Origin of the sequence: Streptomyces sp. NPDC015131, from assembly GCF_043079975.1 — a bacterium.
Lineage (GTDB): Bacteria > Actinomycetota > Actinomycetes > Streptomycetales > Streptomycetaceae > Streptomyces.
Genome location: NZ_JBIBVB010000006.1, coordinates 511,121 through 533,252, shown reverse-complemented (window position 1 = coordinate 533,252; position 22,132 = coordinate 511,121). Strand labels below are relative to the sequence as shown.

At 74.4% G+C, this 22,132-nt stretch carries 18 protein-coding genes; 6 read left to right on the top strand and 12 right to left on the bottom strand.

Features of this window, described 5'->3' with window-relative positions:
• A partial coding sequence (locus tag ACF08D_RS25665) for a hypothetical protein (RefSeq protein WP_392225574.1) occupies nt 1–191 on the top strand: 191 nt, incomplete at its 5' end.
• Nucleotides 192–313: 122 nt separating this feature from the next.
• Here ACF08D_RS25665 and ACF08D_RS25660 read toward each other — a convergent pair.
• Complete coding sequence (locus ACF08D_RS25660; RefSeq protein ID WP_392225572.1) at nt 314–1,321, bottom strand: stage II sporulation protein M; 1,008 nt, start codon at nt 1,319–1,321, stop codon at nt 314–316.
• A 118-nt stretch (nt 1,322–1,439) separates the two neighbouring features.
• Between ACF08D_RS25660 and ACF08D_RS25655 the strand changes: the two genes are divergently transcribed.
• A complete protein-coding gene (locus ACF08D_RS25655; RefSeq protein WP_392225571.1) occupies nt 1,440–2,471 on the top strand; it encodes an RDD family protein in 1,032 nt (343 codons plus the stop codon).
• A 21-nt stretch (nt 2,472–2,492) separates the two neighbouring features.
• Here the strand turns inward: ACF08D_RS25655 and ACF08D_RS25650 are convergent, their stop codons facing one another.
• From ACF08D_RS25650 to ACF08D_RS25615, 8 genes are all read right to left on the bottom strand, one after another.
• Nucleotides 2,493–3,107: a hypothetical protein gene (locus ACF08D_RS25650; RefSeq protein WP_392225569.1), complete on the bottom strand. Its 615-nt coding sequence runs from the start codon at nt 3,105–3,107 to the stop codon at nt 2,493–2,495.
• Between the two features lie 398 nt (nt 3,108–3,505).
• On the bottom strand, nt 3,506–4,963 hold the full coding sequence (gene ahcY, locus ACF08D_RS25645) for an adenosylhomocysteinase (RefSeq protein WP_392225567.1): 1,458 nt from the start codon (nt 4,961–4,963) through the stop codon (nt 3,506–3,508).
• A 317-nt stretch (nt 4,964–5,280) separates the two neighbouring features.
• Entirely contained in the window at nt 5,281–6,225 is a 945-nt protein-coding gene (locus tag ACF08D_RS25640) for a cation diffusion facilitator family transporter (RefSeq protein WP_392225565.1), read from the bottom strand.
• A gap of 101 nt (nt 6,226–6,326) precedes the next feature.
• Nucleotides 6,327–7,493 (bottom strand): mannose-6-phosphate isomerase, class I, encoded by a 1,167-nt coding sequence (gene manA / locus ACF08D_RS25635; protein ID WP_392225563.1) that lies wholly within the window; start codon nt 7,491–7,493, stop codon nt 6,327–6,329.
• A 65-nt stretch (nt 7,494–7,558) separates the two neighbouring features.
• Entirely contained in the window at nt 7,559–8,800 is a 1,242-nt protein-coding gene (locus ACF08D_RS25630; RefSeq protein ID WP_392225561.1) for an SIS domain-containing protein, read from the bottom strand.
• Between the two features lie 201 nt (nt 8,801–9,001).
• Complete coding sequence (locus tag ACF08D_RS25625; RefSeq protein ID WP_392225559.1) at nt 9,002–9,184, bottom strand: Trm112 family protein; 183 nt, start codon at nt 9,182–9,184, stop codon at nt 9,002–9,004.
• Between the two features lie 279 nt (nt 9,185–9,463).
• Nucleotides 9,464–10,843, bottom strand: a complete 1,380-nt coding sequence (locus tag ACF08D_RS25620; RefSeq protein WP_392225557.1) for a phosphomannomutase/phosphoglucomutase — start codon at nt 10,841–10,843, stop codon at nt 9,464–9,466.
• A gap of 111 nt (nt 10,844–10,954) precedes the next feature.
• Nucleotides 10,955–11,383: a DUF3499 domain-containing protein gene (locus ACF08D_RS25615; RefSeq protein WP_073757778.1), complete on the bottom strand. Its 429-nt coding sequence runs from the start codon at nt 11,381–11,383 to the stop codon at nt 10,955–10,957.
• 415 nt (nt 11,384–11,798) lie between these two features.
• On the opposite strand from ACF08D_RS25615, the gene ACF08D_RS25610 reads away from it, so the two are divergent.
• Nucleotides 11,799–12,227: a metallopeptidase family protein gene (locus tag ACF08D_RS25610; protein WP_392225554.1), complete on the top strand. Its 429-nt coding sequence runs from the start codon at nt 11,799–11,801 to the stop codon at nt 12,225–12,227.
• A 95-nt stretch (nt 12,228–12,322) separates the two neighbouring features.
• Here ACF08D_RS25610 and ACF08D_RS25605 read toward each other — a convergent pair whose 3' ends face one another.
• The 3 genes from ACF08D_RS25605 to ACF08D_RS25595 all read right to left on the bottom strand — a co-directional run bounded on the left by ACF08D_RS25605 (nt 12,323) and on the right by ACF08D_RS25595 (nt 18,467).
• Nucleotides 12,323–13,891, bottom strand: coding sequence for a DUF5719 family protein (locus tag ACF08D_RS25605; RefSeq protein WP_392225552.1), 1,569 nt, complete (start codon nt 13,889–13,891; stop codon nt 12,323–12,325).
• Nucleotides 13,888–17,676, bottom strand: coding sequence for a glycosyltransferase family 2 protein (locus ACF08D_RS25600; protein ID WP_392225550.1), 3,789 nt, complete (start codon nt 17,674–17,676; stop codon nt 13,888–13,890). Before ACF08D_RS25600 ends, ACF08D_RS25605 begins: the two co-directional genes overlap by 4 nt.
• Nucleotides 17,677–18,203: 527 nt before the next feature.
• The gene (locus tag ACF08D_RS25595; RefSeq protein ID WP_023588371.1) at nt 18,204–18,467 is read right to left on the bottom strand and encodes a WhiB family transcriptional regulator; all 264 of its coding nucleotides are present in this window, start codon (nt 18,465–18,467) and stop codon (nt 18,204–18,206) included.
• Nucleotides 18,468–19,229: 762 nt separating this feature from the next.
• On the opposite strand from ACF08D_RS25595, the gene ACF08D_RS25590 reads away from it, so the two are divergent.
• From ACF08D_RS25590 to ACF08D_RS25580, 3 genes are all read left to right on the top strand, one after another.
• Nucleotides 19,230–19,733 carry a cysteine dioxygenase gene (locus ACF08D_RS25590; protein ID WP_392225638.1) on the top strand — a complete coding sequence of 168 codons (504 nt, stop codon included), beginning with the start codon at nt 19,230–19,232 and terminating at the stop codon, nt 19,731–19,733.
• Between the two features lie 79 nt (nt 19,734–19,812).
• The gene (gene cofD / locus ACF08D_RS25585) at nt 19,813–20,769 is read left to right on the top strand and encodes a 2-phospho-L-lactate transferase (RefSeq protein ID WP_392225548.1); all 957 of its coding nucleotides are present in this window, start codon (nt 19,813–19,815) and stop codon (nt 20,767–20,769) included.
• The gene (locus ACF08D_RS25580) at nt 20,766–22,109 is read left to right on the top strand and encodes a coenzyme F420-0:L-glutamate ligase (protein WP_392225546.1); all 1,344 of its coding nucleotides are present in this window, start codon (nt 20,766–20,768) and stop codon (nt 22,107–22,109) included. Before cofD ends, ACF08D_RS25580 begins: the two co-directional genes overlap by 4 nt.
• The last annotated feature ends 23 nt before the right edge of the window (nt 22,110–22,132 follow it).

Here is a 22,132-nt window from a genome sequence, read left to right as displayed (position 1 = left end):
TACCAGATCCTTTTTCCGTTCCGTTTCCGGTTCGGATTCTGTTTCCGGTGGCCGTTGGAGGGCCTTTGCCTTTCGGCTGCTCCGACTTTATCAGAATCATTTCGGCCGACCTAATCGGCTTCGGTGATTCGGATGAGGAATCGGATCGGCTCCGGGGAATTCAATTCCGCCAGGAGCAAGAGAGACTGTAAACCTTCGCGCTCGAACCTGTCCAGTCCGAGGCAACCGTTCAAATCTACCTCCCCAGTAGACCCGTGTCAACGAGTTTTCTGGGCGAAGAGGACAGTAGCAGGTCGGCGGGCCCCGACGCACATCAGGCGGCAGCGGGCAGCTCAGCGCTGCGGTCGGCGGTGTCGACGTCGCCCGTCTCGCCGGCCCGGGCGGCGCGGCCACCGAGGACGTACACGTACAGGAGGAACGCCAGCTCGGCCGCGATGCCGATGGCGATGCGGGCCCAGGTGGGCAGGCCCGAGGGGGTGACGAAGCCTTCGATCACGCCCGAGACGAAGAGGACCAGCGCCAGGCCGAGGGCCATGCCGAGTGCGGCGCGGCCCTGCTGGGCCAGGGCGGAGCGGCGGGTGCGGGGGCCGGGGTCGATGAGGGTCCAGCCGAGGCGGAGGCCGGTTCCGGCGGCGACGAAGACGGCGGTCAGTTCGAGCAGGCCGTGCGGGAGGACGAGGCCGAGGAAGGTGTCGAGGCGGCCGGCCGAGGACATCAGGCCGATGCCGACACCGAGGTTGAGCATGTTGAGAAAGAGGATCCACAGCACCGGGACGCAAAGGAACGCCCCGAGGACGAGGCACATCGCGGCGGCTTGCGCGTTGTTCGTCCACACCTGGGCGGCGAAGGAGGCCGCCGGGTGGCTGGAGTAGTAGGTCTCGTACTGCCCGCCCGGTCGTGTCATCTCCCGGAGTTCTTGCGGCGCCGCGATGGAGGCCTGGACTTCGGGGTGGGCTCCGATCCACCAGCCGATGACGGCGGCCAGCAGGACGGACAGGACGGCCGTCGGGACCCACCAGTGGCGTGAGCGGTAGACGGCGGCGGGGAAGCCGGCCGTCAGGAACCGGGCGGCGTCCCGCCAGGAGGCACGGCGGGTGCCGGTGACCGTGGCACGCGCGCGTGCCACCAGCTGGGTGAGGCGGCCGGTGAGCTGCGGATCGGCGGTGCTGGACTGGATGAGGGAGAGGTGGGTGGCGGTGCGCTGGTAGAGGGCGACCAGTTCGTCGGCCTCCGCGCCGGTCAGGTGGCGTCCCCGGCCCAGGAGGTGCTCCAGGCGGTCCCACTCGGCGCGGTGGGCGGTGACGTAGACATCGAGGTCCATGGTCGGCTGCTGCTCCAGGCACTGGTGCGTACGGGGCGTACTCCTGCGGCGCGCTGACGGCCAGCTTGGCAGACTGGCGTTCGGACGGGTCGGGGAAGGCCGCGGAAGGGCGGGCGCTGTGAGCGGGGTTGTGACGGGCGACGCGGTGGTGCTCGGCCTGCAGCCGGCGAGGGTGCCGAGCCGGGCCCTGGCCCTGGTCATCGACCTCGTCGTGGTCTGGGGCGTCTATCTGCTGATCTCGGTCGGGCTCGCGCTCGCCACGGCGTCCCTGGACGAGGCCGCCGTCACGGCGGTGTCGATCGCGTCGTTCCTGCTGGTGCTGGTGGGCGGGCCCATCGCGGTGGAGACCCTGTCCCGGGGGCGTTCGCTCGGGAAGCTGGCCTGTGGGCTGCGGGTGGTGCGGGACGACGGGGGGCCGATCCGTTTCCGGCACGCGCTGGTGCGGGGGGCCATGGGGGTCGTGGAGATCCTGATGACGTTCGGTGTCGTGGCCTGCGTCGCCTCGCTGGTGTCGGCGCGGGGGCGGCGGATCGGTGATGTGTTCGCGGGGACGCTCGTCGTAAGGGAGCGGGTGCCGGCGGCTCGGACGGTGGCCGTTCCGCCTCCGCCGCCCTGGCTCGTGGGGCGGTTCGCGCGGCTGGACCTGTCGGCGGTGCCGGAGGAACTGTGGCTGGCGATACGCCAGTACCTCACGCGTATGCGGCAGCTCGACCCCGAGGTGGGGCGGGCGCTGGCGGAGCGGTTGGCGGACCAGCTGGTGGCCCGGACCGGGACGCCGCCGCCTCCGGGGGTTCCGGCGGCGGAGTACCTGGCCGGGGTGGTGCACGAGCGGCAGGCTCGGGACGCCCGGCGCGCCTTCGCCCCGGACGGCGGGGCGGTGGGGCCCGGGGGTGTGGCTCAGGGGGCGAATGCGATGAGTGGGAGCGGTGAGGCGGTGGGTGCCGGCGGGCTGCCGGTTACTGGCTCGCCGCAAGTGGCTGGGGCGCCGGAAGTGGCTGGACCGCCGCAAGTGGTCCGCTCGCCTCAGGTGGCTGGGTCGTCGCCTGTGGCTGACGAGTCGGATGTCGTCGGCGGGGCCGCCGGTGCAGGGGGTGCCGACGCTCCTGGTGGGAGCAGGCCGCCGGCCACGGGGTTCGTACCGCCCGTGTAGGCGGGGAAGCAGCGCCGGGGCTCAGGGGAAGACGGACGGCGGGGACTCGAGGTCCTCGAGCTCCACGCCGGGGGCCGCGAGGACCACGTCGCCGGCGATGTGGATGGTGTGCTGCTCGCCCGTGTCGAGGGTGTTGACCTGGTATTCGTCCACGGTCAGGGGGCCGTTGTCAGTGGCGTGCGCTTCACTTCTGATCAGGGCCCAGGACTGGTCGACGGTCAGGGGTGCGAGCACCGGGTCGGTGAAGGCGACCAGGCGCACCCGAGTGGGGGGAGAAGCGGGGGTGAGGCGCAGCAGACGTGCGGTGGCGACGAGGAACGCCGGGGAGGTGCCGGTGAAGGCGTGGGCGCGCACATTGCCTTCGGTGGCGTGGGTTCCGGTGGGGTCGGTGCGGACCCAGGTGACGCCGTCGAGGGCGGCGCCGCGGACCTGCCAGCTCGCGGCGTGCAGTTCGAGGCGGATGGGGCGGCCGAGGTCGTCGAGGGCGAGGTCGACGGAACCGGCGTGGTCGCCGGAGGGGGTGGTGGTCTGGGAGACGTAGCGCCAGCCGGAGGGGCCGGGGGCGCAGTGGAAGTGCTCTTCACCGAGGGGGGTGTGATCGTGCGGGTCATGGAGCGAATAGCGGCCGCGGGGCATGGGTCCTCGGGGGGTCGGGATCGGCGGTAGGGGTTCGCCCGGTACGGGGCAGGCCCCCGGCACGGGGGTGCGGGGGCCTGCCTGGTACTGACTGCCTGGTACTGACCGCCGGGTGGCCGGTCGGCTGCGCTGCCGGTGCCCCGGCCGCGCTGCCGCTCGGACGCCCGACGGCGCGCCGCCGGGGATGGCGGTGGGGCGGCTGCCGGGGCAACCGGGGAGCCGGTCCGTCGGTCGCCGCGTGCCGGGGGTGCCGGTAGGGCGGGCCGGCACACCCGGGTGGCCGGTCGGCCGCGCCGCCGGGGGTACCGGTCGGGCGGCTGCCGCGCCGCCGGGGCGCCGGGCGGGACGTCAGTGCACGGACGTCGCGCGCGGGCGCCGCGGTGGCGGCGGGGCGGGGATCAGTAGCGGTAGTGGTCGGGCTTGTACGGGCCCTCGACTTCGACGCCGATGTACGCGGCCTGCTCGGGACGGAGCGTGGTCAGCTTCACGCCCAGCGCGTCCAGGTGCAGCCGGGCGACCTTCTCGTCCAGGTGCTTGGGCAGCACATAGACATCGGTCGGGTACTCCTCCGGCTTCGTGAACAGCTCGATCTGCGCCAGCGTCTGGTCCGCGAAACTGTTCGACATCACGAACGACGGGTGACCGGTGGCGTTGCCCAGGTTCAGCAGACGCCCCTCCGACAGCACGATGATCTTCTTGCCGTCCGGGAAGGTCCACGTGTGGACCTGCGGCTTCACCTCGTCCTTCACGATGCCCGGAATCCGCGCCAGACCGGCCATGTCGATCTCGTTGTCGAAGTGACCGATGTTCCCCACGATCGCCTGGTGCTTCATCCTGGCCATGTCCGAGGCCATGATGATGTCCTTGTTGCCCGTGGTGGTGATGAAGATGTCCGCCAGGCCCACCACCTCGTCCAGCGTGGTCACCTGGTAGCCGTCCATCGCCGCCTGCAGCGCGCAGATCGGGTCGATCTCCGTCACGATCACCCGCGCACCCTGACCGCGCAGCGACTCCGCACACCCCTTGCCGACATCGCCGTACCCGCAGACGACCGCGACCTTGCCACCGATCAGCACGTCCGTCGCACGGTTGATGCCGTCCACCAGCGAGTGCCGGCAGCCGTACTTGTTGTCGAACTTCGACTTCGTCACCGCGTCGTTGACGTTGATCGCCGGGAACAGCAGCGTCCCCTCCCGGTGCATCTCGTACAGCCGGTGCACACCCGTCGTCGTCTCCTCCGTCACCCCGCGGATCTCCGACGCCAGACGGGTCCACTTCTGGGGGTTCTCGCCGAGGGTGCGGTTGAGGAGGGTGAGGATGTGGGCGTACTCCTCGCTGTCCGCGGTGGCCGGGTCCGGGGCCTCGCCGGCCTTCTCGAACTCGACGCCCTTATGGACGAGGAGGGTGGCGTCACCGCCGTCGTCCAGGATCATGTTGGGGCCGCCGGTGGGGGTGTTCGGCCAGGTCAGGGCCTGCTCGGTGCACCACCAGTACTCCTCCAGCGTCTCGCCCTTCCAGGCGAAGACGGGGATGCCCTGCGGCTTGTCCGGCGTCCCCTCGGGGCCGACCGCGATGGCGGCTGCTGCGTGGTCCTGGGTGGAGAAGATGTTGCAGGAGGCCCAGCGGACCTGGGCGCCCAGGGCGACCAGCGTCTCGATGAGCACGGCGGTCTGCACGGTCATGTGCAGCGAGCCGGTGATCCGGGCGCCGGCGAGCGGCCGGGCCTCGGCGTACTCCTCGCGGATCGCCATCAGGCCGGGCATCTCGTGCTCGGCGAGGGTGATCTCCTTGCGGCCGAACTCGGCCAGGGAGAGATCGGCGACCTTGAAGTCCTGTCGGTTGGCGACAGTCGTCATTTCGAGCTGCTCCTCGTGTTGGGTCGAGGGTGGGTACGGCTGGCTCTGCGAGGCCCGCTGGTGGGCGTGCTGAACATACAAGGATGCCCGGTACTCGCAGTGCAGTCGTCGGAGGCCCTCTCTCCCTCGGCCGGTCGTGTCCGGACCGCCCGACCGCCATCAGCAGCGACGTCTGGCTCTGGTCTCGAATCTACACCGACCGGGAGCGCGGCCCACAGTGCGTTCCCGGTCGGCTTCGGCTGCCGGGCGAACCGGGGAAGGGCCCCCGCCCGGAGGCGGAGACCCTTCGTCGGTCCGTCAGTGGTCGCGCACGTACGTCACGCGGGCGGGTTGTCCGGGGCGGCGGCCTTGGACTCCTGGTAGATGTCCGGCTCCAGGTAGATCACCCGGGCGATCGGCACGGCGTCGCGGATGCGGGCCTCGGCGGCGTCGATGGCGCGGGCGACCTCGGCGGCGCTCTCGTCGTGGCGGACGGCGATCTTCGCGGCGACCAGCAGCTCCTCGGGGCCGAGGTGCAGGGTGCGCATGTGGATGATCGACGGCACGGTGTCGTTGTCGACGAGGGCCTGCTCGATCTTCTGGACGTCCTCGGTGCCGGCGGCCTCGCCGAGCAGCAGCGACTTGGTCTCGGCGGCGAGCACGATCGCGATGGCGATGAGGAGGATGCCGATGCAGAGGGTGCCGATGCCGTCCCAGACGCTGTCGCCGGTGGCGAGGGCGAGGCTGACACCGACGAGGGCGAGGATCAGGCCGACCAGGGCACCGAGGTCCTCCAGCAGGACGACGGGCAGCTCGGGCGCCTTGGCGCGGCGGACGAACTGCCTCCAGGTGAGCTTGCCCCGGAGCTGGTTGGACTCCTTGATGGCGGTGCGGAAGGAGAAGGTCTCGGCGATGATCGCGAACACCAGGACGCCGACCGGCCAGTACCAGGCCTCGATGGCGTGGGGGTGCTTGATCTTCTCGTAGCCCTCGTAGATGGCGAACATGCCGCCGACGGAGAAGAGGACGATGGAGACGAGGAAGGCGTAGATGTACCGCTCACGGCCGTAGCCGAAGGGGTGCTGGGGCGTCGCCTCGCGCTGGGCCCGCTTCCCGCCGAGCAGCAGCAGGCCCTGGTTGCCGGAGTCGGCGAGCGAGTGGACGCTCTCGGCGAGCATCGAGGACGAACCACTGAAGAGGAACGCCACGAATTTGGCCACCGCGATGGCGAGGTTCGCGGCGAGCGCCGCCACGATCGCCTTGGTTCCGCCTGACGCGCTCATGGGTGCGGGTGTCCTTCCTGAATGCTGCTGATGGCCTGGATGGTGCTGGGGGGTGGTCCGTACGGCGGCACATTGTTGCAGCAGCGGGGAGAAGGGGTGCGTCAGGCCACCACGGTGGCACGGAACACCGTGCCCGTACCGGACAGTTCGGCCTTTTCGCCCGCCGGGACGAAGACCGACCGGCCGGGTGCGAGGGGGATGTCGCCGGCGTGCGGGGTGCCCGCGGTGGCGAGGAGGATCTGGGGGGTGGCGGCGGTGATGTCGACGGGCGGGGCGCCCTCGGCGCGTACGTACCGGGACAGGCGGAACTCGTCGGTCGGGGTGTCGTAGACCTCTTCGCCCGCGGGCGACGCCTCGGGGCGCAGCACGCCGGGGTCGTGGGCCTCGAAGCGGACGACGCGGAGGAGTTCGGGCACGTCGACGTGTTTGGGGGTGAGGCCGCAGCGCAGGACGTTGTCGGAGTTGGCCATGATCTCGATGCCGAGGCCGCCGAGGTACGCGTGCGGGACGCCGGCGCCGAGGTAGAGCGCCTCGCCGGGCTGGAGCCGGACGTGGTGGAGGAGCATGGCGGCGAGGACGCCGGGGTCGCCGGGGTAGTGGTGGGCGAGCAGGGCGTACGGGGCGTGGGCGCCGCCGAGCCGGTCGCAGGCGGCGGCGGTCTCGTCGACGGTGGCGGCCATCTCGGCGGGGTCGGCGGCGAGGACGGCGGTGAGGACCTCGCGCAGGGCGGCCTCCTCGGGGTGGGCGTGGAGGAGGTCGGCGTACGGCTTGAGCGAGTCGACCTTCAGCGCGGCGAGGAGGTCCGCGGTCCTGGCGGGCGCGCGGAAGCCGCAGAACCCCTCGAAGGGGGTGAGGGCGCAGATCAGTTCGGGCTTGTGGTTGGCGTCCTTGTAGTTGCGGTGAGGCGCGTCGAGGGGGATGCCGGCGCGCTCCTCGGCGGCGTACCCCTCCCGGGCCTGCGCGAGGTCGGGGTGGACCTGGAGGGAGAGGGGGGCGCCGGCGGCGAGGATCTTGAGGAGGAAGGGCAGGCGGGGGCCGAAGCGGGCGACGGCCGCGGGGCCGAGTTCGCGCTCCGGGTCGGCCTCGATGAGGGCGGACAGCGGTTGTTCGCCGTGTCCGGCCCGGGTGACGCGGGACGGGGCGCCGCTGTGGGCGCCCATCCACATCTCGGCCTGGGGTTCGCCGGTGGGGGCGACGCCGAGCAGTTCCGGGATGGCCGTCGTGGAGCCCCAGGCGTAGGGGCGGACGGTGTTGGAGAGGCGGTCCATGCGTCGTCGTTCCTTGCGTCTTGCGGGCCCCGTGGCCGGTGGTGGGCGGCCGCCCGGGGCGGGCGTCAGGTGGTGTTGAGACGGGAGGGACGGGAGGTCAGCGCCAGGTAGACGGCCGCGAAGTCCGTCACCGCGAGCAGTTCGGCGAGGCTCTCCAGGTCGGCGGCGCCCTCGGTGGCGGCGGGCCGGGGGGCCTCGGGGGCGGCAGCGTCGGGGGCCCGGTCCGGGTCGGCCGCCGGGTCGTCGGGGGTGGCGTCCGGGGACTCGGGTTCGAGTTCGCTGATGGTGGTGTCGTGGCCGAGCGCCAGTTCGCGGGCGGCGGGGGCGGCCGTCAGCCCGCCGGTGGGCCGGTCGCGGAGCAGGACGACCCGGGCGTGCAGGGCCTGGGCCTCCTCGACGCGGTCGCGGAAGAAGTCGTCGGGGTCGGCGCCGCCCGCGAAGTCGCCCGCGAGGAGGACCCGGTGGGTGGCGAGCGCCTCGGGGAGGGGCGCCGCGAAGGCGGGGCGGCCGGCCAGTTCGGCGAGGAGCGCGGCGAACCGGCGGCCGGCCGGGGCGGCCGTGGGGCCCTCGGTCCAGATGAGCGGGAGGGTGTCGGCCAGCTCGGCGGCGAGGGTCTTGGCGGGGTTGCCGTAGGTGGCGACGGCCGGGCCGCAGCGCTCGGCGGTGCGGTCGAGGCGGTCGGCCACCTTCTGGAGGGTGTCGGCGGGCGCGGCGACGAGGCCGACCCGGTCGAGCAGCGCCAGGAGCGGGGTGAGCAGGGCCCACAGGGCGGCGGGGCTCGCCTCCTGCGCCTCCTCGTCGCTCAGTTCGTGGGGCGCCACCGCCATCGGGACGACGAGTCCGTGCGTACTGCCGACGGCGTCGGCGAGCGGGGAGCGGTGGGGGGCGACGGCGACGACGGTGACGCCGCGGCGGTACGCCTGCTCGGCGAGCAGGGCGAGGCCGGGTTCGGTGCCGTCGGTGGTGGTGATGAGCAGCAGGTCGACGGAGCCGGCCCAGCCGGGCAGCGTCCAGCGGTAGGCGCCGGACGCGGCGGCCACGCCGGTGGCGTGCAGCCGGGCCACGGGCGCGGAGGCGCCGGCCAGGGTGGTGACGATGTCCGCGACGCAGGCGGCGGCGCTGCCGGGGCCCGCCACGAGGATGGAGCGCGGGCGCCCCTCCGGGTTCAGCTCGGCGACGCCGGCCTCGGCGGCGTGGCGGGCGGCGGTCCGGACCCGCGCGCCGGCTTCGGCGGCCCCGCGGAGCAGCCCGCGGCGGTCGACTCGGGCCAGGGCGTCCGGGTCGTCGAGCAGCGTCTCGTCCAGCATGGGATGGAGCCTCCGATCGCCGTGCGATGTGGGATGCGGTGCGGCGCGGCGCCCGGTGCGCGACGCCTGGGGCGGTACGCGGTACGGGTTGCCCGTGCGCGGGCCGGTACGCGTCGTGTCACCTTCGGTACGCGTGGTACGTGCGTACGCGGCGCGCGCGTGCGTACGAGGAGCGCGCCGGGCGGCCCGGGGCGGCGGCCGTCAGGCGGGGCGGCGGGCCTCGTCGACCAGGAGGACCGGGATGCCGTCCCGTACCGGGTAGGCCAGGCCGCAGTCCGCGCCGGTGCAGACCAGCTCGGGGTTCTCGTCCGCGGTGCGGTCGGTGAGCGGGGCGTGGCAGGCCGGGCAGGCCAGGATCTCCAGGAGGCCGGCTTCGAGCGGCATGGGGCGGTCCCTTCGGAGTGCGGTGGGTGGGGCTCGGTGGCGGGTGGTGCGGTGGTGTGCGGTGGGGCGGTGCCCGCTTCGCGTACGGAGGCGGGGGTACGTGCCGTGGACGCGCCGTACGGGGCGTGTCCCGGCGCGGCGCGGTGGTGCGTTCGGCCACGTCAGCCTACCGCCGGGGCGGGGGCGGACCCGGCTTTGGCGGGAGCGGGAGCGGGGCCGGAGCGGGAGCGGGAGCGGAGCGGGGCCCGGCACCGGGCGGCCCCGCTCCCGGCGCGCGCCCTACGGCGTGCGGACCAGCACGAGCACCTCGTCGCGCAACCGCTCCATGGTCGCGGCGTCGCGCGCCTCGACGTTCAGGCGCAGCAGCGGCTCGGTGTTGGAGGGGCGCAGGTTGAACCACCAGTCGGGGCCGGTCACCGTCAGGCCGTCGAGGCCGTCGGTCGTGACGCCCTCGCGCCCGGCGAACGCCTCGCGCACGGCCACCGTGCGGCCCGCCTGGTCGGCCACTGTGGAGTTGATCTCGCCGGAGCCGGTGTAGCGGTCGTACGAGGAGACGAGCTGCGACAGCGGGCCGCTCTGCCCGCCCAGCGCGGCCAGCACATGGAGCGCGGCCAGCATGCCGGTGTCCGCGTTCCAGAAGTCGCGGAAGTAGTAGTGGGCGGAGTGCTCACCGCCGAAGATCGCACCGGTACGGGCCATCTCCTCCTTGATGAAGGAGTGGCCGACGCGGGTGCGCACCGGGGTGCCGCCGTGCTCGCGGACGACCTCGGGCACCGACCACGAGGTGATCAGGTTGTGGATGACCGTGCCGGTGCCGCCGTTCCTGACCAGCTCGCGGGCCGCGACCAGGGCGGTGATCGCCGACGGGGAGACCGGGTCGCCCTTCTCGTCGACCACGAAGCAGCGGTCGGCGTCGCCGTCGAAGGCGAGGCCCAGGTCGGCGCCCTCCTCCCGCACGCGGCGCTGGAGGTCCACCAGGTTGGCCGGGTCCAGCGGGTTGGCCTCGTGGTTGGGGAAGGTGCCGTCCAGCTCGAAGTACATCGGGACCAGATCCAGCGGCAGGCCCTCGAAGACGGAGGGGACGGTGTGGCCGCCCATGCCGTTGCCCGCGTCCACCACGACCTTCAGCGGCCGGACGGACGTCAGGTCGACGAGGGTCTTGAGGTGGGCGGCGTAGTCGGCGAGCGTGTCCCGCTCGGTCAGCTCCCCGGTCCGGGCGGCGGCCTCGGGGGCGCCGGTGACCAGCCACTTCTCGGCCAGCTCGCGGATCTCGGCGAGGCCCGTGTCCTGGCCGACGGGGGCGGCTCCGGCGCGGCACAGCTTGATCCCGTTGTACTGGGCCGGGTTGTGCGACGCGGTGAACATCGCGCCCGGCAGCCCGAAGCGCCCGGACGCGAAGTACAGCTGGTCGGTGGAGCACAGGCCGATCAGGGTGACGTCCGCGCCCCGCCGCGCCGCGCCGCGCGCGAACGCGCCGGACAGGCCGGGGGACGAGGGGCGCATGTCGTGGCCGACCACGATCGCGGCGGCACCGGTCACCTCGACGAACGCCGCGCCGAACAGCTCCGCCAGCGGTTCGTCCCACTGGTCCGGGACCACGCCGCGGATGTCGTACGCCTTGACGATCCCCGACAGATCCCGGGAGAGATCAGCTGTCACTTCCCCGCACCCTCCTGCAAGCCCTGCTCACGCACTGTGTCCTCCACCCGCGGTGGAGGACACAAACTACCTGGACGGAGCGAGAGGTCAGGAGCCGGGCGAGCCGAGCGGTCAGGAGTCGGGCGAGCGGAGCACCCGCAGGTGGCCGCGGCGGCCGACCTCCACCGGGTCGCCGGCCCGGCCGCCGGGCTTGCCCCCGGCCTGCGCCGCGCGCTCCTGGGGGCGCGCCGCCTCGCGCACGGCGTTGGCCAGCGCTTCGAGGTCGTCGCCGCTGGGGCGGGCGGGGGCGGAGCCGTCCGAGAGGCGGACGACCTCCCAGCCGCGGGGCGCGGTGAGGCGCTCGCTGTGCTCGGCGCACAGGTCGTAGCAGTGGGGCTCGGCGTAGGTGGCGAGCGGGCCGAGGACCGCTGTCGAGTCGGCATAGACGTACGTCAGTGTCGCGACGGCAGGGCGGCCGCACGCGGTGCGCGAACAGCGACGTACAGGGCTCACGACGTTGGACGGTACCGCACTCTTGAGCGGGCCGCGACGACTCTCCACCAGGTCACTCGCCCGTGTCGCGGTGTGACGTCCCGCACAGGGGGGTCCGGGCGGCCCCGGCCGACCTGCGGAAAGGGCTTCCCGCCCGGCCGGCGGCGGCCGGACGGCCGAACACCGCACCGAATGAATCCGGTCATTCCCGGCGAGGCGGCCGGTCGGGCTGACCGGCCGAATCGCCCCGAAGCACTGCCGAAACGTTCATTCAGCGACATGCCGCCGACGCGGGGCCGGTGACGGGACGGGGCGGGGCCGGCGACGGGACGGGGCGGGGCCGGCGACGGGACGGGGGGGGCGGCTCCGCGCGCCGGGGCCGCGTGTCACATGCCTGCCGGGTACGCGCCGGGTCGCCGGGTGCCGTGTCCCCTGGCGCGCGGCGCGGTGTCCGGGGGGCGCGGAGAGCTACCCTGCCGGGGTGATGGACAGTCCCGTACCGCCCAGCCCGTCCGAGCCCCGGCCGCGCCGCCGAGACCGCCACGGCCGCGGGATGCGCGGGCCCGTCGCCCCGCCCCAGGTGCCACTGTCCGTGAGCCGGGGGGACACCTTCCGCGATCTCGTCCAGGACTCGGTGGAGCGGCTGGAGCGGCGCTGGCCGCAGCTCACGGACGTCGACTTCCTCGTCCTCGAGGTGCCGGTCGCGCCGGAGGAGTCGGTGCCGCTGGGCGTCTCGGTGCCGGCCGGCCGCGACCGGCCCGCGCGGATCGTGGTCTACCGGCGGCCGGTCGAGCTGCGGGCCAAGAACCGGGACGAGCGGGCGCTGCTCGTCCACGAGGTCGTGGTCGAGCAGGTCGCCGAGCTGCTCGGCCTGTCCCCCGAGTCGGTCGACCCGCGGTACGGGCAGGACTGACCGCACACGGCCGCCGCGAGGGCCGCGGACAGGCCGCGGACAGGCCGTGGACGGGCCGTGGACGGGCCCGGGAAACGGGACGCGTACCGGCCTCGCTAGCGCGTGAGGACCGAGAGGTCCTGGCGGGCGGTCGGGACCTCGACCGTCCCCCGGTCGTCGGCGAGCGTCTGGACGGTGAACATCGCGATGTCCTCGTCCGGCTCCTCCAGGGTGCGCGCCGCGTGCACCGGGCCGCCCGAGACCGTCTCGACGGTCAGCGCGTAGGAGCCCTTGAGCCCGGCGGGCACCGGGGGCTTCACCGCCAGGGTCGTACCGCCCTTGACCGTGTACGTCTTGGTGGCCGGCGTCCCGCCGCCGGTGCCCGCCGAGGCGGTGACCCGGACCTGGGCGCCCGCGCCGGGGGCGGTCAGCGACAGGGTGGTGCCCTCGGCGCGGTTGTCCGCCGCGGTGGCCCGCTCCCCCACCGGTCCGGTCGCCGGGACGAACGCGACCTCCTGGTTCTCGCCCTTCCCGCGCACCACCCGCAGGGCGGCGACGACCGGGGTGGCCCGGTCCTTGCGGGCGGGGGACAGCAGCAGCGACCCGGCCTCGCCCCGGGTGACGTCCTTGAGGTCGACCGCCGCGGTCATCCCCGACTTCACGTGCAGGCTCTCGGCGGCGGCCGGGGTGATCGTGCCGGTCGGGCTCGCGAGCTGGATCTTCAGGTCCGCGTCGTCCTGCCCCGGCGCGTACGCCACGAGCCGGACGGAGGTGGCGTCGGCGGGGATGCCGGGCAGGACCAGGGTCCCGGCCGGGTCGGCGGAGGCGGGCAGCCAGTCGCCGCCGAGCTTCTCGTCGGCGGACCGGACGACCGCGCCGACCCTGCCGTTGCGGGTGGTGACGTGGACCGTGACGTCCTCGGCGGCCGGGTCGGTCGTCAGCGTGGACAGCAGGACCGGCAGGCCCGACCGGGCGGGGACGGTCACGCCGTTGGTCAGCTGCGACTTCAGGGCGCCGTCCGGCCCGTACAGCTCGATGTCGACGACGGACGCGGTGTCGTCGGGGTTGGTGAGGTGCACGTAGTCCGCGCGCTGCGCGGCGGTCGAGGCGCCCGGGAACCAGAAGTCGGTGTCGGGCGGCGTGCAGCTGACGCCGAGCAGGCCGCGCCCGCCGCCCGCCGGGACCTTGGTGGTCTGCTGGGTGGTCCAGCCGGGCGCGAGCGGCCCGGAGGCGGTGCCTACCAGGGCCGGGGCGTCGCCGCCGTCCGCCTCGGCGGTGACCGGGGTGCCGGGCCGGGCGAGGGTGAGGACCGGCTTGTCGGCGGCCGGGGCCTTGGGCGCCTTCGGGGCGGCGTCGGGGGCCTTCTTGGTGCTGTCGGCGGTCGTGCCGTCGGAGGCGGTGGCGGACGGCCGCAGCTCGGCCCGCCCGGCGGACCCGCCCGAGGCGGACGCGGAGGCGGAACCGCCGCCGGACGCCGGGGTGAACGAGGTGTAGACCGTCTCGGCCACCTCCGAGTTGCTGGGCGCCGGGCACAGCAGGCTGGTGCGCTCCACCGGGAGCCGTGCCGGGGCCTTGGCCGCCGGGGCGGTCGCGGCGCCGTCCCCGGGCGCGGACAGGGCGGCGAACCCGGTGACCGCGGCGAGGGCGGTGACGGCGGCGGCCAGGGAGAGGGTGGTCCGGTTCACTGGTTGCTGCTCCCGTCGGGACGCTGCTCGTCGTCGTACGCGTAGTCCTGCGGGTACCGCGGGTCGTAGCCGCTCTGCTCGTGGCCGCCCTGCTGGTAGCCGCCCTGCTCGTAGCCGCGCTCGTGCCCCTGGGGCCCGCCGTAGCCGTACGCGGCCTGGTCGTACCCGCCCTGCTGCTCGTAGCCGTAGCCGCCCTGGGGGTGGGCGGCACCCTGGTCGTACCCGGCCTGGCCGTACCCGGTCTGCTCGTACGGGTACGGCTGCTGCTCCGCATACGGCTGGGGCTGGGGCTGCTGGTACGCGGCGTACGACGGGTCGTCCCACGCGCCGTGGGAGGGCTGCTGCGGGACCGCCGGCGCGGCGTACGGATCGGTCTCCGGTACGGGCGCGGGTACGGGCGGGGCGCCGGGTGCCGGGCCGGGCTCGGTCTCCTCGGGCGCGGGGGCCCCGGCGGCACCGGTGGCCCCGGCCGCGGCGGCGGCGCGCAGCCGGCGGGCCCGGCGGCCGTCGCCCGCGAGGTCCTCGGCCGTCACCTCGGGGCGCTCCTCCTCAGGCAGGTCGTCGTCCACGTCGCGGCGGCGGCCCGGCAGGGCCAGCACCAGCAGGACCACGGCCAGGGAGACCTGCGCCCAGATCCAGGCCGTGTGGCCGAGGGACTCCTCGTGGGTCAGGTCCAGGCGGCCCCCCTCGGCGGGGAGTTCGAAGCCCTGGGCCCAGCCGTCGACGACCGTCTTCTTCAGCGGGCGGCCGTCGACCGTGGCCTGCCAGCCCTCGTCCGCGCGGTCCGCGATCCGCAGGACGCGGCCCGGGCCGCCGGCGGGGACGTCGGTGTGCGCCTCGACCAGGCCGGCGGCGACCGGCAGCCGCTCGCCCCCGGGAGCGGCGCCCTGGTCCCCGGCGGTCTGGTCCGGGGCGTTCTTCGCGCCGGGGGCCGGGAGGATGGTGGCGCGGGCGGTCTGGCCCTCGACGGACCAGAGCGCGACGCCGTCCATCTGGCTGAGCCGGGTCAGCCCCGGCGTGGCGTCCAGCACCCGGGCGGTCTGGCGCGGCGCGCCGTCGCGGACCAGGACGTACCGGATGGCGAAGCCGCTGAGCTGGTCCGTCTGGTCCGCCCCGGAGCCGGCGACCAGATGCGCGACGACCTTGTCCAGGCGCGGGTCGCCGCCGGCCGCCTCGGTCAGCTCGGCGTCGCCGAGGCGGGCGCCCGAGCCGCGGACCAGGGTGTACGGGACCTCGCCGGACGAGGTGCCGCCCAGGACGAGGGTGCGCGGCTGGTCCCGGGTGCCGCTCTCGGCGGCGACGAAGGCGGGCACCTGCACCGGGTCGCGCCGCTCCAGCGGCCCCGCCGCGCCGCCGATCATCCAGCCGGCGGCGCAGACGACCGGTCCGGCGGCGGCGGCCAGGGCGATCAGCACGGCGACCGGCTGGCGCCAGCCGAAGCTCTGGGAGGCGACGCGGGTCCGGCCGCCCTCCGCCCCGAGCATGCCGGCGGCCACCAGCGCCAGGCCGTACACCAGCGTGGCCGGCCCGGCCCAGCCGGTCCCGCCGCCGGAGCCGTTGACCACCACCGCGAGGACGAGCGCGGCGACGGCCACCACCCAGGCCGTACGGATCGCGAACTGCCGCTCGGCGCGCAGCAGGGCCGCCAGCGCCGCCAGCACCAGGCCGGCGAGGACGAGGCCGCCGACCGCCTTCGGCCCGCCCGGCGAGGCGCCGAGCAGGTCGAGCGGGGAGGCCGCCCCCGTACCGAAGGGGGTGCCGGCCTCCCGCAGGAGGGCGGCCGGGTCGGTGAGCAGCGTCAGCGACCAGGGCGCGAGCAGCAGCAGAGGCGTGCCCACGGCCGCCAGGAACCGCAGGCCGTACGCCACGAGGTCGTCGCGCCGCAGCGCGAGCACGGCCAGGCCGAGGACGGCCGCGAGCGGCCAGACGACGGGGGTGAACGCCGTCGTGACGGTGAGGAGGAAGGCGTACGCCCAGGTGGCGCGCCAGCTCCCGCGGCCCTCGCCGCGCAGCCCGTGGGCGGCGACGGCGGCGCGGGCGATCAGCGGCAGCAGCACGGCGAGCACGGCGGTGCCGAGCCGGCCGGTGGCGAGGGCGCCGGTCGCCGCGGGCAGGAAGGCGTACGCGACGGCTCCCCAGGCGCGCAGCAGCCGGGACTGGACCAGGGAGCGGGAGGCGAAGTACGCGGTGACGCCGGCCAGCGGCACCGAGCAGACGAGCAGCACGGTGAGCGCCAGTCCGGTGGAGCCGAGGAACAGGGCGGACAGCGCCGCCAGGACGGCCAGGTAGGGCGGCGCGGTCTGGGTGCCGCCGGTGCCGAGGGGGTGCCACTGGTCCGCGTACCGGCTCCACAGCTCGCCGACGTCGTGGGGCACGGGCAGCAGGGCGCCGCCGGCCAGCGAGCCGCCGCCGAACAGGCCCCGGCAGGCGACCACCGACACCACCAGCAGCAGGGCGAAGAGCACCGGCCCCGGCTTGCGGGCGATCTTTTTCAGGCGGGCGAACTGCTCGATCTCCAGGTAGTCGGCGTCGTCGCCGCCGGGGCCCGACTCGACGGCGCCGTGCCGTGAGCCGCCCGAATCGGCGTCCGAGCCGCCGACGTTGGACATGACCTGTTCGACGGTGACGCGGACGGTCGCGCCGGGCGGCGGGAAGAGCGGGCGCAGTTCGGCGGCCTCGACGGCGGCGCGCCCGCGCGCGCGGCGGGCCGCGACGATCCGCTCCGGGCGCAGCAAGGTGCCGATCAGGCCGGTGACTTCGTCGACCGCCTGGCCCGGCGCCTTGCCGAGGAGGTAGGCGACCGTACGCAGGAGGGTGCCGAGGACGAGCCGGAGGAGGACCCAGGGGAGGGCCGCGCCGCGGGCGTTGGCGAGCAGCGTGTAGACCGCGCCGGCCTTGTCCACGCGGTGGGGGCTGGCCACCGAGCGGCCCACGCAGTCGACGGTGCGGCGCTCGCGGGCGGACGCCTCGGCGTGCCGCAGCACGGCGTCGGGCGCGACGAGCACGCGGTGGCCGGCGGCGTGGGCACGCCAGCACAGGTCGACGTCGTCGCGCATCAGCGGCAGGCGGCGGTCGAAGCCGCCGAGCCGCTCGAAGACGTCGCGGCGGACGAGCATGCCGGCGCTGGAGACGGAGAGCACGGACCGCACCTGGTCGTGCTGTCCCTGGTCCTGCTCGCGCCGGTCGAGGCCGGTCCAGCGGCGGCCGCTGTTGGCGATGGAGACGCCCACTTCGAGGAGCTGCCTGCGGTCGTACCAGCCGCGCAGCTTGGGCCCGACGACGGCGGCGTGCTCGTCGCCGTCGGCGACGCGCAGCAGCTCCGCGAGGGCGCCGGGCTCGGGGGCGGAGTCGTCGTGGAGGAGCCACAGCCACTGCACGGGCTCGCCGTGCGGCAGCTCGGGCATGTCGTACGCCTCGTCGCGCCAGGTCCGGCTGACCGGGTCCCAGCCGCTGGGGCGCTTGAGGTAGGGCAGCTCCTCGGGGCCGAGGACGGGCGCGGTGCGGGCGGCCTCCTCGACGGCGGCGCCGAAGCCGGTGCGGCGGGCGAGGTGCAGGACCCGGTCGTCGCCGACGGCCTCGGCGACCAGCCGCGCGGAGTCGTCGGCGCTGCCGGTGTCGGCGGCCACGACGTTCTGCACGGGCCGTTCCTGTCCGAGCAGCCCGGCGAGGACGTCCGGCAGCCACCGGGCGCCGTCGTGGGACACGAGCACGGCGGTGACGACGTGCCGCGGGAACTCGGGCTGCTGGGTGGGGGGAGCGGCGGTGAACGCGGCTGTGGCGGACATCGGGTTACGGGCCCTCCGGCCGGGGGTCGCCCGCGGGGGGCGTGGGAGCGTCTCGGACGGAGGCCCACACTAATGGCTGGCACGGCGCCGCTCCGCCGCCTGTGGACAGACGGGGAAGGCGGAGGTCCGCTTCGTGCGCGCGTTACGTGCGCGTGTGCGCGTTTTGGCCGCGCGGGACCCGGCCGGACCGGGCCGCCGACGGGTGCCAGTGCGGTGCGGGGCCGGGTGGCGATGAGGTACGGGCCGTCGTACGGCTGCCGAAGGACTCGTACCGCCGCGGACGAGGTCGTACGGCCGCGGGCGGCCTGCGCCACCAGCAGCCGCCACGGGCGCGTGGACCCGTCGCTCGCGGACCCGCCCCTCCACGACCGGGCCCCTCACGACCCGGCCCCGTGACGACGCGGCCCCCGGCGCGGGCTCGCGGGCGGGGGCGGGGTCGGCGGGTGGCCGGTGGCCGGTGTCCGGTGTCCGGCGCGGGTGGCGCCGTCCGGGCCTTGGGCGGCGGACGGCGGGGCCGGGCGGCCGTGTCAGACGGCGGCCTTTTTCAGGCGGCGGCGTTCCCGCTCGGACAGACCGCCCCAGATTCCGAATCTCTCGTCATTGGCGAGCGCGTACTCGAGACATTCCGAACGGACTTCGCAGGCGAGGCAGACCTTCTTGGCCTCGCGCGTGGATCCGCCCTTCTCGGGGAAGAAGGACTCGGGATCGGTCTGGGCGCACAACGCGCGCTCCTGCCAGCCGAGTTCCTCATCCGCGTCCTCGACCAGCAGTTCCTGGAACAACTCGGTCATGTGCGCCCCTCGTCGGTCTTTGCGTCCCCGTGATCAGGCCGTTTGTCGAATTTTTCGGCCAGACGACACGAGTGAAATTACAAGTGCGGTGCTCCGGGCCAGTCAAGCTGGGATCTGCTATTGAGCCCGGTATTCACTCTGCGGAACCAAGGCTATGCGGAAAGTGTTCAAATCGGCAAAAATGAGACACTTGCCGCCACCCATCCTTCATCCTCCCTTTCACACCACCTCTTCCAGGGAGGACGCCCGCCGCTTCGATCTTGTTGCGGTCGGGCCGGCGAAGCGATCCGGATCACAGTCAGGTCACGGGAACGCGACGACGTTTGCGCCGGTGGCTGCTGCGGCATGTGTCCTGGCCTTCCCCAGCACAAACCTTTCTCCGGACGGAGTAACCGGATGAGGTGAAACATTGCCGCCAAATCGGTCATTGGGTTGACAGACGTAGTAGAGCCGGTCACCTTTGATGGCATGCCAGCGACCTCAGCGCTCCCCGCGACCCACACCGGTGGGTCGCTCGGTGCTGCCCGGGTTCTCCAGCCGCTCCACCCCTGTGGCTGTCGCTGTCGCTGTTCCAGCTGTTGATGCCGTAGCGCTCCAGCACCCCTCCCGGGCGTCGGTCTCCCGCTCGCCCCGCCCTTCCCGTGTGTACCGCCTCGGGCCCGTGGGCCCGTTTCCGCCGAGGAACCACCGCACCCCATGAACAGCCTCACGAACAGCGACACCGACAGCGCCGTGAACAGCGGCCTGAGCAGCGAACGCGGCCTGAGCAGCGACAGCGACCTGCAGATCGCCGGCGACATCCTTGCCGTCCAGCACCTTCTCCAGCCCGCCAAGGAGCACCCCTCCACCGTGGCCGAGTTCGCCGGACTGGCCCGCTCGCTCGCCGCCGACCGGACCCAGTGGGCCCACCTCGTCGAGTACGACGCCACGACTCGCTGGTACCACCGGCTGCGCACGGGGCCCGGCTACGAGGTGTGGCTGCTGTCCTGGGTGCCCGGACAAGGCACGGGTATGCATGATCACGGCGAATCTTCCGGTGTACTGACCGTCCTCGAGGGCGAACTGACGGAACGTACGGAAAAGGGCGCCCGGTTGCTCACCGGGGGCGCGCAGCGCGTCTTCGCCCCCGGATACGCGCACGACGTGGTCAACGACTCCCTGGAACCGGCCGTCAGCCTGCACGTCTACTACCCGGGCCTGACCGAGATGCCGATGCACCACACCGCCTGCGCCACGCCCGCCGCCCGGGACACCGCCGCCGTCTGACGCCCCCGCCCGCCGGCCCGCCCGCCGGCCCGGCCACCGCCCCGCGTCCGGCCGGCGTCCCGGCTGACAGACTGTGCCCATGCGCATTGTGGTTCTGGCCGGCGGCATCGGCGGTGCCCGTTTTCTCCGCGGCCTCAAGAAGGCCGCGCCCGACGCGGACATCACGGTCGTCGGCAACACCGGTGACGACATCCATCTGTTCGGGCTGAAGGTCTGCCCCGACCTCGACACGGTGATGTACACCCTGGGCGGTGGCATCGACGAGGAGCAGGGCTGGGGGCGCGCGGACGAGACCTTCCGCGTCAAGGACGAGCTGGCCGCGTACGGGGTGGGGCCCGAGTGGTTCGGGCTCGGCGACCGCGACTTCGCCACCCACATCGTCCGTACGCAGATGATCGGCGCCGGCTACCCGCTGAGCGCCGTCACCGAGGCGCTGTGCGCCCGGTGGAAGCCGGGCGTACGGCTGCTGCCCATGTCCGACGACCGGGTCGAGACGCATGTCGCCATCGAGACCGGCGGCGAGCGCCGGGCCGTGCACTTCCAGGAGTACTGGGTGCGGCTGCGGGCCTCCGTGGACGCGCAGGCGGTCGTGCCGGTCGGCGCCGAGCAGGCCAAGCCCGCGCCGGGAGTGCTGGAGGCCATCGGCGAGGCGGACGTGATCCTGTTCCCGCCGTCCAACCCGGTGGTCTCCATCGGGACGATCCTCGCCGTGCCCGGCATCCGCGAGGCGATCGCCGGGGCGGGCGTGCCGGTGGTGGGCCTCTCCCCCATCGTCGGCGGCGCGCCGGTGCGCGGCATGGCCGACAAGGTGCTGGCCGCGGTGGGCGTGGAGTCCACCGCCGCCGCGGTGGCCCGCCACTACGGCTCCGGGCTGCTCGACGGCTGGCTGGTGGACACCGCGGACGCGGACGCCGTCGGCGAGATCGAGTCCGCCGGGATCCGCTGCCGCGCGGTGCCGCTGATGATGACCGACGTGGACGCGACGGCGGCGATGGCCCGTGAGGCGCTGGCGCTCGCCGGGGAGGTCCGCGCGTGACGACCCCCTCGTACCCCCCGGCTCCCTCGTCCCCCGCGTCTCCCCCGTCTCCGTCCTACCGCGTCTGGGCGCTGCCCGGAATCCCCGAGGTGCGTCCGGGCGACGACCTCGCCAAGCTGATCGCGGCCACCGGGCCGGGGCTCGCCGACGGTGACGTGCTGCTCGTCACGTCCAAGATCGTCAGCAAGGCGGAGGGGCGGATCGTCGCGGCGGACGACCGCGAGGCGGCCGTGGACGCCGAGACGGTCCGCGTGGTGGCGCGGCGCGGGACGCTCCGGATCGTGGAGAACCGGCAGGGCCTGGTGATGGCCGCCGCCGGGGTCGACGCCTCCAACACCCCGGCCGGCACGGTGCTGTTGCTGCCCGAGGACCCGGACGCCTCGGCGCGGGCGGTCCGCGAGGGGCTGCGGGCGGCGCTCGGGGTGGACGTCGGCGTGGTCGTCACGGACACCTGCGGGCGGCCCTGGCGCAGCGGGGTCACCGATGTGGCGATCGGCGCGGCCGGGGTGCGGGTGCTGGACGACCTGCGGGGCGGTACGGACGCGTACGGCAATCCGCTGGTCGCCACCGTGATCGCGGGCGCCGACGAGCTGGCGGCGGCGGGCGACCTGGTGAAGGGCAAGGCGGCGGGGCTTCCGGTCGCGGTCGTACGGGGCCTGGGGCACCTCGTCGAGGAGGGGGCGCCGGGCGCGCGGGCGCTGGTGCGGGACGCGGCGGACGACATGTTCCGGCTGGGGACGTCGGAGGCGGTCCGCGAGGCGGTCGCGCTGCGGCGCACGGTGCGGGACTTCACCGATGACCCCGTGGACCCGGGCGCGGTGCGGCGGGCGGTGGCCGCCGCCCTGACCGCGCCGGCGCCGCACCACACGACGCCCTGGCGGTTCGTGCTGCTGGAGTCGGAGGAGTCGCGCGTACGGCTGCTGGACGCCATGCGGGACGCGTGGGTCGCCGACCTGCGGGCGGACGGGCTCGGCGAGGACGCGGTCGCCCGCCGGGTGCGCCGGGGTGACGTACTGCGGCGGGCGCCGTACCTGGTGGTGCCGTGCCTGGTGACGGACGGCGCGCACCGGTACGGGGACGCGCGGCGCGACGGGGCGGAGCGGGAGATGTTCGTGGTCGCCGCCGGGGCAGGCGTGCAGAACTTCCTGGTGGCGCTGGCGGGCGAGCGGCTGGGGTCGGCGTGGGTGTCGTCCACGATGTTCTGCCGGGACGTGGTGCGGGACGTGTTGGACCTGCCGGACGGCTGGGACCCGATGGGCGCGGTGGCGGTGGGCCGCCCCGCGGTCGCGCCCGCCGCCCGGCCGCCCCGGGAGCCGGACGCCTTCGTCGAGGTGCGGTGAGGCGGCGGCGGGCCTGACGGTGC